General features: G+C 63.7%; 15 protein-coding genes. 9 read left to right on the forward strand and 6 right to left on the reverse strand.

Going from position 1 to position 17,120, the window contains the following annotated elements:
• Nucleotide 1: 1 nt before the first annotated feature.
• Complete coding sequence (locus I6F36_RS18830) at nucleotides 2–1,390, forward strand: adenylate/guanylate cyclase domain-containing protein (protein ID WP_225128588.1); 1,389 nt, start codon at nucleotides 2–4, stop codon at nucleotides 1,388–1,390.
• A gap of 84 nt (nucleotides 1,391–1,474) precedes the next feature.
• Here the strand turns inward: I6F36_RS18830 and I6F36_RS18835 are convergent, their stop codons facing one another.
• The 5 genes from I6F36_RS18835 to I6F36_RS18855 form a co-directional block, all read right to left on the reverse strand.
• A complete protein-coding gene (locus I6F36_RS18835) occupies nucleotides 1,475–2,299 on the reverse strand; it encodes a CarD family transcriptional regulator (RefSeq protein ID WP_074447640.1) in 825 nt (274 codons plus the stop codon).
• A 344-nt stretch (nucleotides 2,300–2,643) separates the two neighbouring features.
• Nucleotides 2,644–2,982 carry a ferredoxin FdxA gene (gene fdxA / locus I6F36_RS18840; RefSeq protein WP_018643465.1) on the reverse strand — a complete coding sequence of 113 codons (339 nt, stop codon included), beginning with the start codon at nucleotides 2,980–2,982 and terminating at the stop codon, nucleotides 2,644–2,646.
• Between the two features lie 132 nt (nucleotides 2,983–3,114).
• Nucleotides 3,115–3,366 (reverse strand): RNA-binding S4 domain-containing protein, encoded by a 252-nt coding sequence (locus I6F36_RS18845; RefSeq protein WP_074447665.1) that lies wholly within the window; start codon nucleotides 3,364–3,366, stop codon nucleotides 3,115–3,117.
• A 28-nt stretch (nucleotides 3,367–3,394) separates the two neighbouring features.
• Entirely contained in the window at nucleotides 3,395–6,826 is a 3,432-nt protein-coding gene (locus I6F36_RS18850) for a helicase-related protein (protein ID WP_225171932.1), read from the reverse strand.
• A gap of 694 nt (nucleotides 6,827–7,520) precedes the next feature.
• Nucleotides 7,521–8,339, reverse strand: coding sequence for a DUF3108 domain-containing protein (locus I6F36_RS18855; RefSeq protein WP_109145579.1), 819 nt, complete (start codon nucleotides 8,337–8,339; stop codon nucleotides 7,521–7,523).
• A gap of 595 nt (nucleotides 8,340–8,934) precedes the next feature.
• Between I6F36_RS18855 and rpmB the strand changes: the two genes are divergently transcribed.
• From rpmB to ftsZ, 6 genes are all read left to right on the forward strand, one after another.
• Nucleotides 8,935–9,243 (forward strand): 50S ribosomal protein L28, encoded by a 309-nt coding sequence (rpmB, locus tag I6F36_RS18860; protein ID WP_036045358.1) that lies wholly within the window; start codon nucleotides 8,935–8,937, stop codon nucleotides 9,241–9,243.
• A gap of 202 nt (nucleotides 9,244–9,445) precedes the next feature.
• The gene (locus tag I6F36_RS18865) at nucleotides 9,446–10,558 is read left to right on the forward strand and encodes an ATP-dependent endonuclease (RefSeq protein WP_225171933.1); all 1,113 of its coding nucleotides are present in this window, start codon (nucleotides 9,446–9,448) and stop codon (nucleotides 10,556–10,558) included.
• A gap of 95 nt (nucleotides 10,559–10,653) precedes the next feature.
• A complete protein-coding gene (locus I6F36_RS18870; protein ID WP_225171934.1) occupies nucleotides 10,654–11,508 on the forward strand; it encodes a 3'-5' exonuclease in 855 nt (284 codons plus the stop codon).
• A gap of 140 nt (nucleotides 11,509–11,648) precedes the next feature.
• Nucleotides 11,649–11,879, forward strand: a complete 231-nt coding sequence (locus I6F36_RS18875; RefSeq protein ID WP_346656663.1) for a DUF2235 domain-containing protein — start codon at nucleotides 11,649–11,651, stop codon at nucleotides 11,877–11,879.
• 81 nt (nucleotides 11,880–11,960) lie between these two features.
• Entirely contained in the window at nucleotides 11,961–12,476 is a 516-nt protein-coding gene (locus I6F36_RS18880; protein ID WP_225171935.1) for a hypothetical protein, read from the forward strand.
• Nucleotides 12,477–12,624: 148 nt separating this feature from the next.
• Complete coding sequence (ftsZ, locus tag I6F36_RS18885) at nucleotides 12,625–13,881, forward strand: cell division protein FtsZ (RefSeq protein WP_225171936.1); 1,257 nt, start codon at nucleotides 12,625–12,627, stop codon at nucleotides 13,879–13,881.
• A 277-nt stretch (nucleotides 13,882–14,158) separates the two neighbouring features.
• On the opposite strand, the gene I6F36_RS18890 is transcribed toward ftsZ, so the two are convergent.
• On the reverse strand, nucleotides 14,159–14,686 hold the full coding sequence (locus I6F36_RS18890; RefSeq protein WP_225114889.1) for a hypothetical protein: 528 nt from the start codon (nucleotides 14,684–14,686) through the stop codon (nucleotides 14,159–14,161).
• A 314-nt stretch (nucleotides 14,687–15,000) separates the two neighbouring features.
• On the opposite strand from I6F36_RS18890, the gene I6F36_RS18895 reads away from it, so the two are divergent.
• Together I6F36_RS18895 and I6F36_RS18900 are read left to right on the forward strand one after the other, a co-directional pair.
• On the forward strand, nucleotides 15,001–16,335 hold the full coding sequence (locus I6F36_RS18895) for a DUF2235 domain-containing protein (protein ID WP_225171937.1): 1,335 nt from the start codon (nucleotides 15,001–15,003) through the stop codon (nucleotides 16,333–16,335).
• A 345-nt stretch (nucleotides 16,336–16,680) separates the two neighbouring features.
• Nucleotides 16,681–16,926, forward strand: a complete 246-nt coding sequence (locus I6F36_RS18900) for a PilZ domain-containing protein (RefSeq protein WP_036002017.1) — start codon at nucleotides 16,681–16,683, stop codon at nucleotides 16,924–16,926.
• Nucleotides 16,927–17,120: the final 194 nt, after the last annotated feature.

Below are 17,120 nucleotides of genomic sequence, written 5' to 3' on the forward strand. Positions count from 1 at the left end.
AATGCTCGTCGAGCGCTTCAACCTGCCGGCTGCGCATTCGCCCGCGCCGAGCGAACGCGATGCCGAAACAGTTCAGTTCGCACAGGCCGCGCTGACGTCCGCCAAGCGGGAGGGCCTGCAACTCGCAGTGCGGGCGCGCTATGTCGCCCTCGTCGTCATTGGCTGCCTGATCATGGTGATCAACCCGGCCTGGGAGCAGCTCTACTACGTGGCGCTGCTCGGCTTGTTCGCGCTGATCGGCTGGGCCCAGGTCAGGGTTGGGCGGGTTGGCGTGTCGCGGCCGGAATTGGCACTCCTGTTTTGCGACTTGGCGCTGCTCACGTGCCTCATCGTGGTTCCCAATCCGTTCGGAGCCTCGCACTGGCCGGTCGCGATGCAGTACCATTTCGGCAACTTCATCTATTTCTTCGTCCTGCTCGCGGGCGCCACACTGGCCTATACTTGGCGGACCGTGATTGCGGTCGGCGTTTGGACGGCTGCGCTCTGGTTGATCGGCATCGCCTGGGTCTGGTGGCAACCCGATCGCGATCCTGCGCTGACGGCCCGCATCGCGGCCGCGACAGGCAACGATGAGCGCTTGTTTGCGATGATCTCGCCGAGCGAGATCGTGTTCCACGTTCGCATCCAGGAGATCGTCGTCTTCATGATCGTGGCCATGACCTTGGCGCTCGCGGTCCGCCGCAGCAACGACCTCCTGGTCCGGCATGCCGCGGTGGAGCGCGAGCGCGGCAACCTGGCGCGCTACTTCTCCCCCAATGTCGTGGCGGAATTGTCGAAACAGGACGAGCCGTTGAAGCAGGTGCGCACGCAACACGTCGCGGTGCTGTTCGTCGACATCGTCGGCTTCACGGCCTTTGCCGATGGACGATCGCCGCAGGAGGTTGTGCGGACGTTGCGGGAATTCCACGGATTGATGGAGCAGGAGGTTTTCCGCCATAGCGGCACGCTCGACAAATATCTCGGGGACGGATTGATGGCAACGTTCGGCACGCCCTTTGCCGGCGAGCACGACGCCAGCAACGCGCTGCGATGTGCCCAGGCGATGATCGCGGCGGCGGAGAGTTGGAACGATCAGCGGGCAGCGTCAGGCGAGCCAAAGCTGCATGTGAGCTTTGGCTTGCATTATGGGCCGGTGGTGCTCGGCGACCTCGGGCAGACCTGTCTGGAATTTGCCGTGATCGGCGCGACCGTCAACGTGGCAAGCCGTCTCGAGGCCTTGACCCGCACCTTGGGCTGCGCGCTGGTGGCAAGTGACGACCTCGTCAGCCAGGCGAAGGCCGAGCTGGGCGGTGCAGCCACAACGTTTCAGACATTGGAAGCGCGAGAGGCGCGGGCGGTCCGCGGCATTCAGCAGCCGATCGCGATCTGGACCCAGCCGCGCGGCGCGTAGAACCGAACTCCCGCGGCCTCAGGAAGCCAAACAAAAAGCCCGGCCAAACGGCCGGGCTTTTGATTGCTTGCGTTCGGTGCCGGCTTACGCGGCCTCGTCGGCGACGGTGCTGTCGTCGCCATCGGTATCGTCGGTATCGCCCTCGGCATCCGTGTCAGCTTCGCCCTCGGCAGCTTCCGCCTTGGCATTGCGGCGCGGGCTCTTGGCGAGCTGCGCCTCGATCTCCTTGACCGCTTCGGTCTCGGTCGAGTGCTGCACCACCGCGATCTCGCGGGACAGGCGGTCGAGCGCCGCTTCATAGAGCTGGCGTTCCGAGTAGGACTGCTCGGGCTGCGATTCCGAGCGATAGAGGTCGCGCACGACTTCCGCGATCGCGACGATATCGCCCGAATTGATCTTCGCTTCGTATTCCTGGGCGCGGCGCGACCACATGGTGCGCTTGACGCGGGCGCGGCCCTTGAGCGTTTCCAGCGCCTTCTTGACCAGCGCCGGATCGGACAGCTTGCGCATGCCGACATTGGCGACCTTGGCGGTCGGCACGCGCAGCGTCATCTTGTCCTTGATGAAGTTGATGACGAACAGCTCGAGCTTCGCACCGGCGATCTCCTGCTCCTCGATGGCCAGGATCTGGCCGACGCCGTGAGCGGGATAGACCACGAATTCGTTGGCCTTGAAGCCCTGACGCTGGGTCACGACCTTCTTTTCCTCGACCTTCGGCGCAGCCGCGGGCTTGGCGGCCGGCTTGGCGGCGACGGGAGCCTTGGCGGGCGCAACGGCAACAGGAGCCTTCGTCGCGGCGGGCTTGGCAGCGGGGGCCTTGGCAGTCACAGGCTTGACATTCAAAGGCTTGGCGGCAGCAGGCTTGGCAGCGGTCGCTTTCGCGGCCGGTTTGGCAGTCTTGTTAGGCATTGCGCTTCTTTTGTTCTTCGAGGACTTTGCAGCCGGCGCCTTCGTCGCGGTCCGACCCTTGGATGCGCTACGGCTGGCCGCGGCGACTTTTTTGGCCTCCTTATGGGAAGCCCTCGCTGAAGTACTCTTTTTACGCGTTTTCTGTGACACAGCCTGCGCGCGGAAACTGCCACGCCCCTGTTCGACATTTGGTTTCACGGGAACCCAGAGGGGCCAACGGGGCTGACGGGGTTCGGCTTAATGTGCCCAATATAGCACATTTCCCGCAAAAATCAATGATTTAGGGGTCTTGAGGGCTGGTTTTCGGCGGCAGCGCCGCTATTAGGGTTAAGTTTGGGCGCGAATTAGTCCCCAGAGCCGGGGTTCGGAGAAAAATATTTCTCGAACTTGCCTTCCATACCGTCGAATTCCTTGGCGTCGGCAGGTGATTCTTTCTTCTGGGTGATGTTCGGCCAGCTCTTGGCGTAGTCGGCGTTGACCTGGAGCCACTTTTCGAGGCCCGGTTCCGTGTCCGGCTTGATGGCGTCGGCGGGGCATTCCGGCTCGCACACGCCGCAATCGATGCACTCGTCGGGATGGATGACGAGCATGTTGTCGCCCTCGTAGAAGCAATCGACCGGGCAGACCTCGACGCAGTCGGTGTACTTGCACTTGATGCAGTTTTCAGTGACGACGTAAGTCATCCAACGCTCCGAAAAGCTCTTTTAGAAGTCGCGGCTTGCCTAGCGCGGATGGCCGGGCGCCGCAAGGTCGGGAAGGCCCGATCATGACGGCTTTGTGTGTTTGATCGATCAAGAAATGAATGCAAAGCGCAATTAATTGCGCGTCCCGAGCTCCTCGTAGAGCACGCGAGCCGAAGCGGCATCGCCACGGCGCTCGTTGAAGGCGGTGACCTTCAGCACGCGCACGGTGCGATCGAGCGCGATGGTGAGGACGTCGCCAAGCTTGATCGCATGGCCCGGCGATGTCTCGCGCACGCCGTTGACACGGACATGGCCGGTGACGACGAGCTCGGCCGCGGAGGTGCGCGCCTTCACCACGCGCGCGTGCCACAGCCATTTGTCGATGCGCTGCCGCTCGGTCGTCGTCGTGGGATTACTCCTTCCGCCCCAGCTGCTCTTTCAGCGCGGCGAGCTTGGCGAAGGGCGAGTTCGGATCGATCGGACGATCGCGCTCGCGCGGGTTCGCGCTCGAGGCGTAGGGGCGCAGTGACGGACCCGACTCGCGATCGCGGCGGTCACGGCCCTTGTCGCGGTCGCGGCCACGATTGTCGCGGCCCTTGTCGCGATCTCCACCGAACTTCTTGTTGTCGCGGTTGCGATCGCGATCCTTGTCGCGGTCTCCCTTGCCCTGGAAGCTGCGATTGCGGTCGTCGCGGCGCTCACCGCCCTCGCCGCCTTCACGCGGCTTGCGGAAGTCGCGGCCGCCATCGCGGCGATGGCCGCCGCCATGACGATGGCCCGGCTTCGCGCCGTCGGCGGCTTCGCCGGGCGCGGCGCTCGCTGCATCGGGTGCAGCGCCGGGCCGCGGACGCTGGTTGTTGTGACGCTGATGGCGATGGCGCTCGTGGCGCGGCTTGCGATCTTCGTGACGACCGGCAGGGCGCCAGACCTCGACCAGGTCGGGCTCGGCCGGTGCGACTGTTGCCTCAGGCGCGGCAGCATCGGGGGATGCAGCAGCTTCCGTCGCGGCGGTCTCGGCGGCGGCCGCTTCGAGGCCGGCAGCCTCGGCGGGCGTCGCAGCCTCTTCTGCGGGCGGCGCGATTCCGGGGGCGTCCTCGGGGGTGACGGGCGCTTCCGGAGAGGCTTCCAGCGCCGGCTCCTTGTGAGCCTTCTCAGGAGCGGGCTCGTCGTGCGGCTCCATGCCGGGGGCGTCTTCGACCGTGACGGATTCGGCCGTAGCATCAGCGGCCGTGGCCTCAGCCGGCAGGCCGGCAACGGCCTCGGCTGCAGTCTCGGTCGAGGTCTCTACGCTGCCTTCAACGGGCGGCGTCTCGGCCGCGACGGTCTCGGTCACGACCTGCTCGGTCGCGACGGGCTCGGTCACGACAGGCTTCGGCGGCAGCGGCGGGCGCTTCTCCATGCGATAGCCGAGCGCGCGCAGCACGGAGGCGAAATCCTCGCCGGCAGATCCGGTGAGCGAGGTCATCGCCTGCGTCACCACGAAGCTGCGGCCATCGAACGCGCCGGCGGGCTTTTCGCCCGGCGAATTCTCGCGCCAGGCCAGCGCCGGGCGGATCAGGTCGGCGAGGCGCTCCAGAATGTCGACGCGCACCGCGCGCTCGCCGGCCTGCTTGTAGCCGAGCACGCGATAGGCATCGCGCGGCAGCGCCTTGTCGACCGGGAACGAGGTACGGCCCGAGGAGGCCAGATGCTGCGCGCCCGAGAGCGCGGAGAGATCGACATTGTCCTGCTTCAGCGCCCAGAGCAGCGCGGCAAGCGCACGCGCGGCGGGCTTGAGCAGGCCGGGGAAATAGATGTGATAGGCGCCGAAGCGGACGCCGTATTTGCGCAAGACGGCGCGCGAGGACTGGTCGAGATCTTTCAGCTCGCTGGCGATCTTCGGACGCTCAAGCACGCCGAGCGCCTCGACCAGCTGATAGGCGATGCCGCGGGCAATGCCGGTGACGTCCTCGGCCTTCGACAGCTCGAACATCGGCCCGAGCAGCTTTTCGATGTGCGTCTTGAGCCAGAGCTCGAGCCGCGCCTGCACCTTGTCGCGGGGCGCGCCGGTCAGGCGCTCGTCCGAGATGATGCGGATGCGCGGATGCAGCGCCTCGTCCGCGGCGGCAAGGCGGGCCACGGCATCGCCGGTCCAGCGGATGATGCCTTCGGACGTCAGCACGAACTGATCGTCCGGCGCATTGCCCAGCTTTTCGGCGCGCGCGTTGATCTCGCCGGCGAGCACCGCTTGCGCTGCAGCCTGCAAGGCCTTCGCATCGGAGCCGGCTTCCGCCGCATCCGGTGCAAAGGTGAAGCCATCGAGGCGGCCGATGACATGGCCTTCGACGATGACTTCGCCGGTCTTGCCGATTTCAGTATTCAAGCTCGTGTTCTCCCGCAGGCGGCGCATCAATACACTGGTCCGGCGATCAACGAAACGCTCAGTCAAGCGTTCATGGAGCGCATCCGATAATTTATTTTCGACCTCCCGCGCGATCCCCTGCCAGCGTTCCGGGTCTTTCAGCCAGTCCGGGCGGTTGGCGACGAAGGTCCAGGTGCGGATCTGGGCGATTCGGGCCGACAGCGTGTCGATGTCGCCGTCGATGCGGTCGGCCTGGGTGACCTGGGACTCGAACCAGGCATCGGGAATGCAGCCCTTGCGCATCAGGAAGCCGTACAGCGTCGTCACCAGCTCGGCATGGGCGGCCGGCGACAGCTTTCTGTAGTCCGGGACCTGGCAGGCTTCCCAGAGCCGCTCCACGGCGGCCTTGCCATGCGCGATATCGCGCACCTCGCCGTCGCGGGCGGCGTGATCGAGCACGCGCATGTCCTCGGCGATCGGCGCGCGCGTCAGCGTCTCGTGGCCGGGGGCGAGGTTCAGCGAGACCTGGAGCGCGCCGAGCGAGGAGAAATCGAGCTTCGAATTACGCCATTGCAGCACCTTCACGGCATCGAAGGTGTGGTTCTGCAGCGCGTTGACGAGCTCGGGCTCGAACGGCGCGCAGCGGCCCGTGGTGCCGAAGGTGCCGTTGCGGGTGGCGCGGCCGGCGCGCCCTGCGATCTGCGCGAATTCGGACGGCGTGAGGCGGCGGAACTGGTAGCCGTCGAACTTGCGGTCGGAGGCGAAGGCGACGTGGTCGACGTCGAGATTGAGGCCCATGCCGACGGCATCGGTGGCGACGAGATAATCGACGTCGCCGTTCTGGAACATCGCCACTTGCGCGTTTCGTGTGCGGGGCGACAGCGAGCCCAGCACCACGGCGGCGCCGCCATGCTGGCGGCGGATCAGCTCGGCGATCGCATAGACTTCATCCGCCGAGAACGCGACGATGGCGGTGCGGCGCGGCTGGCGCGTGATCTTGCGATCGCCGGCGAACTCGAGCTGCGACAATCTGGGCCGCGTGATCATGGAGACACCAGGCAACAGGCGCTCGATGATCGGGCGCATGGTGGCGGCGCCCAACAACAGCGTCTCGTCGCGGCCGCGGCGGTTGAGGATGCGGTCGGTGAAGACGTGGCCGCGCTCGAGATCGGCGGCGATCTGGACCTCGTCGACGGCGAGGAAGGAGACGTCGATATCGCGCGGCATCGCCTCGACGGTCGAGACCCAATAGCGCGGGTTCTTCGGCTTGATCTTCTCCTCGCCGGTGACGAGCGCGACGCTGGCCTCGCCGGATCGAGCGGCGATCTTGTTGTAGACCTCGCGCGCGAGCAGGCGCAGCGGCAGGCCGATCATGCCCGAGGGATGCGCCAGCATCCGCTCGATGGCGAGATGGGTCTTGCCGGTGTTGGTCGGCCCGAGCACCGCAGTGACGCCCGCGCCGGGTGCGCGCTCGGAAGCGAAGGGGGAGGAGGAAAAAGCCATGTCTAGGGGATTAGGTAATGGCGATTTGGGCGAATGTCAGTGCTGGATGGGGCGGTGAGGGGGCTGGCTCTTCGTTCCTCATCCTGAGGAGCGCGTCAGCGCGTCTCGAAGGATGAAGGCCCGGCTGGTGCTGCTGGGCGAGCCAAGCCCCTCGCCCTTCGAGACGGCCGCTTGCGCGGCCTCCTCAGGGTGAGGGGCACACCGCGGGCGTGAAAACGCCCGCCCCAAATCCCGCGCAACTGTCTCACTTTGCGACGCTTTTCCCGTTCGCTTTAAGCTTCGGAACGACTCTAGAACGAATCGCGGCCGAATCGCTGACTCCCCTGTGAGTCCCGTTCCGTTCACGCAACATGTCGCGGGACTCGTCTTGGTTGCGCACTAGATGGAGTTTTGCGGGAGCGCACAAGCGAGCGGACTGGTTAAAGCTGGGGATGGTGTCGAGTCGAATCAGAATCGGGGCGGAGTCAAATGGATTCCCTGCGGCGGGGGTTGGTCAAACGAAGAGTGCGAAAACAACCCCATGCACAGTAGGTAAGTCGTTGAAATCATTAGGGCGCGCTTTTGGGCCCCCATTTCGCTCGTCATTCCGGGGCGCGACGCAGTCGCGAACCCGGAATCCATCGCGCAACCGTCTCTGTAGCCTGATTGATTCCGGGTTCGCGCCAAGGGGCGCGCCCCGGAATGACGGAGAAACTTACTGCGTCTTGGCGACCCTTGGCGGCTGGGGCGACGTGATGAAGCTGGTGGCTTCCAGCATGGCCGGGCCGAGCGGCGTCGGCACTTTCAGCCAGAACGGGACCAGGATGCGCGTGCCGGCGATGGGGGCGAACGCGATCTCCATGTTGCGCTGGGCGGCGAGGTATTTGATCACCGGGCGGTCGGGAATGTAGCCGGCGATCGGCACGAAATAGATCGCGCAGACCACGACCGGGCCCTTGTACCCCTTCTCCGCCTTCACGGTCTCCATGCGCTTGAAATCGAGCTTGAGCTCGTAGCGCATGCGGCCGTCGAACACGGGCGCGGAGCTGTGGCAGGCGTCCTGCGAAACGGGATCACCGGTGCCGGGCACGCGCAGCAGCGAGGCGGTCATCGGGTCCCAGACGCCGCGGCGATGCGCCTCGGTGACGACGATGCGGTCCGGATCGACCGGCGGCTCCGGCAGGATGGCAAAATCCTTCACATTGCCCTTGTCGAGGGTGATGCGGATCTCTTCGGTCTTCTTCTGGGTGGTGGTGGAGGCCTGGTAGCCGGTCGCAACCAGCGCGCCACCAACGACGCGCCCCTGGCTGGCGCCGGTGCCGGACCCGCCCGTGAACGACTTCAAAAGCCCGGTGGTGCCGCCGGCGGCCGCCGCCGAGAACACGTCGTCCTGGATATCGATGTTCCAGGCGCCCTTGCCGACGGGAATGCCGGCCAGCGTCGCTTCATATTGCGCCTCGAGCTTGCCTTGCGCCGCCGCGGGCGCTGCGCCGGACGCCAGGCCCAGCACCGCCGCCAGGCCACAAAGCGCCATCAGCCGGCCGGCCAAGGGGACGTCCAAGCGGACGCCCCGACACAGACAGGCTGAGCGCAGGACTTGCGCGAAATGAAGCGTTGTCGGCACGAAATAATCCAATCAGAGCGCGATGTGCTGTTACTTAAGCGAAAACCGGCGGCAAACAATGTGTCGGGGCGTGCAGCCCCGGGAACTCCACCGGACTCTTCGACGGCGAATACGCCCTTTATGTGATGGTAAGGCGCGACAATCATTGCCGTTTTGGTGATCGGACGGTAACGGAGGACGTTCCGAGCTCTCCCCACCCTCCGCCGTCATGCCCCGCGAAGGCGGGGCATCCAGTACGCCGCGGCCTCTCGACTCTGGCCGCGCCGCTGCGGCGTACTGGATCGCCCGGTCAAGCCGGGCGATGACACGGAGCGCGGGGCACGAGATCCCGGGTTCGGGCTCTGCCCGCCCCGGGACGACGGGCCAAAAACGGCCCGTCGCCTTGACGCAAGGCCCCTTCCCCCCTATACGTCCGCCCGCTCCCTGCAAGGACGAAAGAATTTGCCCCCGTGGCGCCGAAATGGCGGCCGCACTCGTTGGGGGTTCGAACTAAAGGATTTATGCCATGTCTCGCCGCTGCGAACTGACGGCCAAGGGCCCCCTCGTCGGCCACAAGGTCAGCCACTCCAACATCAAGACCAAGCGGCGCTTCCTGCCGAACCTCGTCAACGTGACGTTCATCTCGGAAGCCCTGGGCCGCAACGTGCGCCTGCGCGTCTCCACCAACGCGATCAAGAGCGTCGACCACAATGGCGGCCTGGATGCCTATCTGCTCAAGGCCAACGCCGACGCGCTCTCCCCGCGCGCCGTCGAGCTGAAGCGCGCCATCCAGAAGAAGGTCGGCGACACCCAGCCGGCCAAGCAGGCGAGCTGAGATTTTTCAGGATAGGGCGGGGGCTAAGTTGCGTCGCGTGGCGTAGGCTTAGCCGAGTAGAGTTCGAGTAGCGGCCGGATCTGAAGATCCGGCCGTTTTTGTTTGTGCGGCGCAGGCGAATTTTTCTGCTGAAAGCTAACGAGAGACGGATTGATTTTGATCAAAGCTCGAACAACCATGACGTGCATTAAGTCGAGAGCTTTTGTCCGAGGCCAATTTGAAAATAAGCCATCTCTCAATCGAGAACTTTCGAGGAATTCGCAACGCTAGCGTGCTCCTTCCGGACCATGCCGTCCTCATTGGGGACAACAACGTCGGCAAATCGACAATCCTGGAAGCCCTCGATTTGGTTATGGGACCAGATCGTCTCTCGCGACAATCACCAATCGATGAACATGACTTTCATCTCGGTCAGTATCTGGCCAATGAGGCGAGCCCAAACGGCCCTGCGCCGCACATTACCATAGGGGCAATTGTCACCGGCCTTTCCGAAGAACAACAAATACACTTTCGAGACTACATCGAGTGGTGGGACACATCGAAGCAGCAACTATCAGACGTTTCCGCCCCCGCAGAGCTCGATTCGTCGCCGACGATTCCTGCTTTACGTGTCTCATTCATTGGCAGATACGATCCCAATGAAGACGACTTCGAAGGACGAACGTACTTCGCCCGAACTTTGGAAGAGGACGAGACTCCCGCGCATTTTTCAAAACCAGACAAACAAAAATGCGGGTTCTTATACTTGCGCCCGCTCCGGACCGGCGGGCGCGCGCTTAGTCTTGAACGAGGGAGTCTCCTCGACATCATTCTTCGTCTGAAGGAAATCCGTCCCAAGATGTGGGAAGCTACTCTTTCCGAACTATCGACATTCGACGTAGCGGGCGATCCAGAGTTAGGCATCTCCGGAGTTTTAGGCAGTATTGATAGGGCTCTGAAGAAATACGTACCTCGCGAGTGGGGCATTCAACCTCATCTTCGAGTATCAGCTCTTACGCGAAGGCATTTACGTGAAGTTATCACCGCCTTCATCGACACGGGAGCCGGGTCGTACTCCGCCCCTTATTTTCGCCAGGGCACGGGCACCATAAACCTGCTACTCTTGGCAATGCTGTCTCAGATTGCAGAAGACAGACAGAACGTGATCTTTGCTATGGAGGAGCCAGAAACCGCAATTCCTCCATATGCTCAAAAACGCATCGTGCATGAGTTACGAAAACTTTCCGCGCAGACCCTCTTCACGTCGCATTCCCCCTATGTGCTGGAGGAATTCGCTATCGAAGAAACTGTCGTGTTAACTCGAACCAAGCGTTAGCGGCGTTGCGTGGTCAAACGCTGCAAGCAAGACAGCGGCGGCTAAGGGCAGGCAACAAGAATTGGACGGTCGCAGTTCTTGTTCCGACAAAGCGAATGACTCGGCAAGTCTCCGAAGCTTTCCGATCGGCGACAGCCAAGATGCCCTCGATAGCACATTCAGCCATCGTCGACATGGAAGGCCCTATACTCGCTGCCGAGTTGATTGCTTATCTGCTACAGCAAGAAGCGAGCACGAACCTTACCGGCTTCATCGAGCTGCTATGCGCGTTCTATCGTGGCCGCGATGGGGACGAGCCTGGCAAAGGAAACCTCACGGAAGCAGACGCAATCCAAAAAGCTTACTATAAGCGCCGCAAGAAATGGACCGTTGACGACCCATGGCCCGCGAACAGTATCGTTCAAGCAATGCGACGCACTGTAAACGAAGTTCACTCGCTACAGCTCTCAGGCGACCCAGATCGAGATTGGCTAGAGATAAGAGCCGTGCTCGAGAAAAGTGATTGCCCACGGCTTAGGGAGATCGCGGAAGAGGCTCGCTGTATTCGCATCTTAGAGCGGGGCACGGCGCTACGCCAGGCCCTGTCTCTGGATTGGCGTGTTTATGGCAGATACGAAAATGGCTTAGCAATCGTCAGACAAGCATTCGTGCAGGAACATTTCGCGACAAACAGTCGACCCGAGCGTGGAGTGATCATTATGAATATGCACAAGGCTAAGGGTAAGCAGTTTGATGAGGTCATAATCTTCGAAGGCTGGCCACGCTTCGTCGGACGGAAGATTGCTACGAATCCGGATCGGATAGTGCGCAACAACATCGCCAACGAAAACATGAGTCAAGATCGCCAAAATCTCCGCGTCAGCGTAACGCGCGCTCGATTTCAAACCACAATCTTGACCCCGAAAGGCGACCCCTGCGTACTACTATTGCAGAACCTGCCGTCGTCTTAGTCCTAGCGAGCATATCACGTTTCTCGGCCACGACACGCACACGCGCGTGATCTTGATAGCTAGGCCACAACAAACATCCTGCTCCCCGGTCGCATTTTCCGCCATACTCACCCCGAGAGCATCACCTGAACGCACATCCCGTGGAGCACGTGTCGACACCGACCGCAACCCCTCACCGACGAAACCTCGTCATCTGCTGTGACGGCACGGGCAACAAAATCTCCGAGAACATCTCCAACGCCCTGAAGCTCCATCGCTGCCTGCGCAAGCCGGACAACACGCAGCCGCGACAGATGGCGCCCTACGTCTCCGGCAGCCGGCACCGCAGCGCCACCCGTAAACACCCCCCGCGCGCGTTAACCGTCCATTAACCAACGCACCCTAGCCTGCTGCAATCGTCCAGCCATCACTAGCTCGAAATCCCTTCCCGGTTCGCTCCAGGAGAAGCGCGGATGTGCGTTGAGTTGTTGACGTATGCCGATCTCGGTGCCCGCCTCAATGTCTCGCGCGAGGCCGCGCGGGCAGTGGCGCGGCGTCGGCGGTTGCCGCGCTCGCGGTCGGGGGACGGCAAGGCGGTGGTGAGCGTCGATCTCGCCGCGCTCCGCTACACGCCCCGCCCGCGACGAGCCCGCCGGGCAGATCCCATCGGGGTCTCCCTGGCCAGGATCGAGGCCGTCAAGACCGAAGTCTTCAAGGCGGAGATCGCGCGGCTCGAATCCGTCGCAACCGCCTACAGGGCCGTGTTCGAGCGCGAGCGCGAACGTGCCGATCGCCTCGCCGTCGAGCTGACGCAGGCGACCGCCGAGACGACGGCCGCCAATGCATGGGCGGCACGACTGGAAGACGAAGTGGCGGCGCTGCGGAGCGATCGCCGCCCTGGCGGCTCGATCGCAGGACACGCGGCGCGCCGGTTGGGACATCTGGCCGCCTTCATCGTGCAAGCAGACCGCGCGGCTAGAGCGCGATGAGATTGGGATGAATCGTCATCGCGCTCCAGGTTTTTGTTCGAGCATGATCTTTTCGGAAAACCGCTTCGCACTTTTCCGGATCATGCTTGCAGGTAGCACGCGAGACTTTCTTTAACCCCCGGCTTGCCGGAGCAATCGCGAGGGAAGAATGACTGGCAACACCGATATTCATGAAATGAAGGCCCGCATCGTCGTGTTCGGCGTCGGCGGCGCCGGCGGCAATGCCGTCAACAACATGATCACGGCCGGGCTGCAAGGGGTCGAGTTCGTGGTCGCCAACACCGACGCGCAGGCGCTGGCGATGTCGAAGGCGAACCGCCTCATCCAGCTCGGCACGAAGGTGACCGCGGGCCTCGGCGCCGGCTCGCAGCCGGAACTGGGACGCGCCGCAGCCGAAGAGGCGATCGACACGATCCGCGAGCAATTGACCGGCGCGCACATGGTGTTCGTGACTTCAGGCATGGGCGGCGGCACCGGCACCGGGGCTGCACCCGTCGTCGCCAGAATCGCGCGCGAGCTCGGCATTCTCACCATCGGCGTCGTCACCAAGCCGTTCTATTTCGAGGGCCAGCGCCGCATGCGCTTTGCCGAAGCCGGCATCGAGGAGCTGCTGAAGACAGTCGACACCCTCCTGATCATCCCGAACCAGAACCTGTTCCGGGTGGCCAGCGAGAAGACCACGTTCGCCGACGCCTTCGCCCTTGCCGACCAGGTGCTTTATTCGGGCGTGGCCTGCATCAGCGACCTCATCGTCAAGGAAGGCCTGATCAATCTCGATTTTGCCGACGTCCTCTCCGTCATGAAGGAGAAGGGCAAGGCCATGATGGGACGGGGCGAGGCTTCCGGCGAGAAGCGCGTGCTCGCCGCCGCCGTGGCCGCGATCTCCAATCCGCTGATCGAGAATCCCTCGATCAAACGCGCCAGTGGCCTCATCATCTCCATCACCGGCGGCAAGGATCTGATGCTGTACGAGGTCGACGAAGCCGCGACCCGGATTCGCGACGAGGCGGACCCGGACGCCAACATCATCGTCGGTGCGTCCTTTGACGAAAGCTTAGAGGGCATCGTCCGCGTCTCGGTGGTGGCGACCGGAATCGATAATCTCGATCCGGCGCAGGCGCACCCGGTGGAAACCGCCCTCACCCAGCTCGCCGGCAGGCTGCGCAATGACGGCCGTCGCATCGCCGATCGCATCGAGCGCAGTGCCCCCCTTCCGCAAGCGGCAAGCCCGCCGCTGCGGCCGCAGCCGCACCACCCCGTGGGACCGCCGGCACGGCCGAGCCTGGACCATGCGCAGCAGGCGGCGCTTCAGCCGCTCGATGCTTACGGCCGCGCGCCTGCACGCAATGCGCCCGACGAGGCCGTTCTCGATATTCCGGCCTTCTTGCGCCGCTCGGCGAGCTGAGTGGTCGAGCCGGGCTGCGGATCGGACGACCAGCGAGCCAAATAACAGGTCGTGATCCCGGGGCTCGCGAAGCGAGAGCTATGATGCGCAATTGCGCATCGGAGGATCCATTCAGCCGCGGTGACCGTTGAGCAATGGATTCTCAGGTGCGCAATTGCGCACCGTAGTTCGCGCCAAGGGGCGCGCCCCGGAATGACGGAGCAAAGCAGCACCTGAGGAGCCCGCCTCAAGCGGGCGTCTCGAAGGATACGCCGCAACGAAACCAGCCGCCGATGCTTCACGCCGCCGTGCTGCGCGGGCTCTCGGCGGTTTCCTTCTTGTCCGTTTCCTTGTCGCGGGACAGCCAGGCCGGAAAGCGAAGCAGGCGTTCGTTGGTGTCCTTCGGCAGTTCGATGGGCGGGGCTTCAACGGCCGAACTCGGCAAGTCCAGCGCCGCGTGGCCGGATCGCACTGCATCCGCGCGCTGATCCAGTTCACGCAACAGGGGATCGAGCACGCTGTCGACCTCGGTCGCCACCGACACCAGGAAACTATTGAGCTCGCGCGCCTCGGGCACAACGGCCGCAGCCGATTCGACCGCCCTGGAGAGACCGTCCACGACAGGTGCAAACGCTCCGGCGGCTTGCTTGATTCGCGTCTTGATCAGTTCGATCTCGCTCAGGACGCGCTCACGCTCCCGCCTTTTCTTCTCCTCCGAAAGGCGGGCTTCAATTTCGGCGATCTGGGCCGTCAGGGTCGTGGCTTCAGATGCGAGCGCATCGCGTCTGCCGCGCGCGCGATCGAGATCGCGGCTGAGATTGTCCACTAAGTCGTCCCTTGCGAACATGGCTTTGCTCCGTAGGACAGGCGTTCTGCCCTGTAGGACGGCCCTGGCGCGAACCGCCAGCCTCGCCACCGACCGGATGGCCGGATCGGCCGAAACAGGCATCAACTTCCGCCGCGTCACATGGGCCGACATGGTGATCCCCCATCGTCAACATTAGGCAACCGCATGGTTAACAAGAGGTTAATGTCAACACAGCCTTCGGCCATGGGACCGGGTGCCGGCGACGTCGCCTCCTCGCTGCCATCCATTTTCCGCTATACTCGCCCCGGTAGCATCACCCGGAGGCGCATCCCATGGAATCCGCCCACACCGCCGACCACAAGCCCGCTGGCAAGAACCTCGTCATCTGCTGTGACGGCACCGGCAACGAGATCTCGGAGAACATCTCCAACGTCCTGAAGCTCTATCGCTGCCTGCGCAGGACGGACAAGACGCAGCCCAGGCAGATGGTGTTTTACGATCCCGGGGTCGGCACCATGACGGAGCCGTCGACGTGGGGGCGCTGGAAGGCCAACATCAAGCTGGTGTGGGGGCTCGCCACCGGATACGGGCTCGATGACAACGTGCTGTCGTCCTATAGCTTCCTGGTTCAGCATTACGCGCCGGGCGACAAGATCTATTTGTTCGGCTTTTCGCGCGGGGCTTACACCGTGCGCGTGCTGGCGGGGCTGATCCACAAAATTGGCCTGATCTCGCCGGAGCAGGCGAACCTCGCAGGCAGCGGGCTCATCGCCTACAAGCAATATTCCGGCAGCGGGCGCGGCAACGACGTCGAGGATATCAAGAACATCGTGTTCGACGAGAGCGGGCCGCTGCCGAAGGACGAATTCGACCTCGCCGCGCAGTTCGCGCGCATCACCTCGACGCGCTGGCCGACCATCCATTTCGTCGGCGTCTGGGACACGGTGGCGAGCGTGATCGTGCCGCGCGCCGATCGCTTCTACTGGCCGAGCCTGGAGGAGCTCGCCTTCACACTGCGCGATCCCAGCATCAGGATCTTCCGGCAGGCGATCGCGATCGACGAGCGGCGGCGCATGTTCCGCCTGAAGCCCTACGCGGAGCCGCAGGAGTTCTGGAGCAACCGCTACGTGCCCGACGAGAAGAAGGTGCCGCAGGACATCATGCAGGTGTGGTTCGCCGGCGTGCATTGCGACGTCGGCGGCGGCTATCCGGAGGCCGAGAGCGGCGAGTCCAAATATCCGCTGCTGTGGATGATCGACGAGGCCGAGAAGGCCGGGCTGAAGTTCAACCCGCGCACGGTGAACCAGCTCGCCTGGGGCATCCAGCGCAAGAACTCGCCGTTCACCTACGCCGAGCCCGCTTTTACCGGCAAGAGCGGCATGCTGCACGATTCCATGACGGCGGCCTGGCGCCTGCTGGAGTTCTTGCCGAAGCGCGCGAAGTACAGGGAATGGCCGGCGCGGAAAGTCTATTTCGGCTTCTACATCCCCGATGGCGAGCCGCGCCTGATCCCCGAAGGCGCGCATGTGCATGAGAGTGTGCTGAAGCGCATGGCGGTGGAGCCGGGCTACCGGCCGGTGAACCTGCCGAAGGATTACGTGACGGTGCCGATGCCGGTGCCGCCGGGGGCGGATGTGGGGGCGGAGGTGGAGGGGGTGACGGGGTGACTTCCCTTCTCCCCTTGTGGGAGAAGGTGGCATAGGCGGCCTACGGCCGCCGTCTTAAGCATACGCCGACGCGTAGCGTCGGCTACGGCGCCGGATGAGGCGTTGTTGCCGCGCGTGGGACCGTTCGCGAGGATAGAACCCCTCACCCGGCTTCGATGCTTCGCATCGAAGCCACCCTCTCCCACAAGGGGAGAGGGGAAGCGCACTCCGCTACCGCTGCTTTTGCCTTTCGCTGACACTTTTCGTTAAAATTCTCGGGCGCGGCTTAGGGGGATCGCATCAACTCTTTTCCATGATTGGGACAGATCAGCCGCCGCGACCTGCGGAGTTGGAGGAGACGTGCCAATGCATCCGCGCAAGTTTGTCCGTGTGAAGCCCGCGGGCCTGGTGTCACGCCAGGCCAAGATCATCACCGACCCGCGCGCGCCGGTGATCCCGTGCACGCTGATCGACTATTCGCCCGGCGGCGCCTGCGTCGATCTCGGCGGGCAGGTGACGATTCCCGATCGCTTCGAGCTGCTGCACGTCAACACCAAGAAGCGCTGCCGCATAGCCTGGAAGCGCGGCACGCGCGTGGGCGTGGTGTTTTGAGGGAATAGCGGCCGGTTGCTGGCCCTGCCTTTTTGGCAAGGACTCGCCTTGGAGAGATTTTCCCCTGCAGCCATCCTTCGAGACGCCCGCTTTAAGCGGGCTCCTCAGGATGAGGGTGGAGTGCGCGGCGGCAGTTCTCGACGGGCACCGGCGCCGATGAGCCTCATCCTGAGGAGGCGCGTAGCGCCGTCTCG

It is taken from the genome of Bradyrhizobium sp. BRP19, from assembly GCF_020194195.1.
In the GTDB taxonomy this organism is placed as follows: domain Bacteria; phylum Pseudomonadota; class Alphaproteobacteria; order Rhizobiales; family Xanthobacteraceae; genus Bradyrhizobium; species Bradyrhizobium yuanmingense.

Excerpts from the sequence above, each read along its gene's own strand:
- I6F36_RS18830 (WP_225128588.1), top strand. The coding sequence starts at position 2 with ATGCTCGTCGAGCGCTTCAACCTGCCGGCTGCGCATTCGCCCGCGCCG.
- I6F36_RS18835 (WP_074447640.1), bottom strand. The coding sequence starts at position 2,299 with ATGCCTAACAAGACTGCCAAACCGGCCGCGAAAGCGACCGCTGCCAAG.
- fdxA (WP_018643465.1), bottom strand. The coding sequence starts at position 2,982 with ATGACTTACGTCGTCACTGAAAACTGCATCAAGTGCAAGTACACCGAC.
- I6F36_RS18850 (WP_225171932.1), bottom strand. The coding sequence starts at position 6,826 with ATGGCTTTTTCCTCCTCCCCCTTCGCTTCCGAGCGCGCACCCGGCGCG.
- I6F36_RS18855 (WP_109145579.1), bottom strand. The coding sequence starts at position 8,339 with ATGGCGCTTTGTGGCCTGGCGGCGGTGCTGGGCCTGGCGTCCGGCGCA.
- rpmB (WP_036045358.1), top strand. The coding sequence starts at position 8,935 with ATGTCTCGCCGCTGCGAACTGACGGCCAAGGGCCCCCTCGTCGGCCAC.
- I6F36_RS18870 (WP_225171934.1), top strand. The coding sequence starts at position 10,654 with ATGACTCGGCAAGTCTCCGAAGCTTTCCGATCGGCGACAGCCAAGATG.
- I6F36_RS18880 (WP_225171935.1), top strand. The coding sequence starts at position 11,961 with ATGTGCGTTGAGTTGTTGACGTATGCCGATCTCGGTGCCCGCCTCAAT.
- ftsZ (WP_225171936.1), top strand. The coding sequence starts at position 12,625 with ATGACTGGCAACACCGATATTCATGAAATGAAGGCCCGCATCGTCGTG.
- I6F36_RS18895 (WP_225171937.1), top strand. The coding sequence starts at position 15,001 with ATGGAATCCGCCCACACCGCCGACCACAAGCCCGCTGGCAAGAACCTC.
- I6F36_RS18900 (WP_036002017.1), top strand. The coding sequence starts at position 16,681 with ATGCATCCGCGCAAGTTTGTCCGTGTGAAGCCCGCGGGCCTGGTGTCA.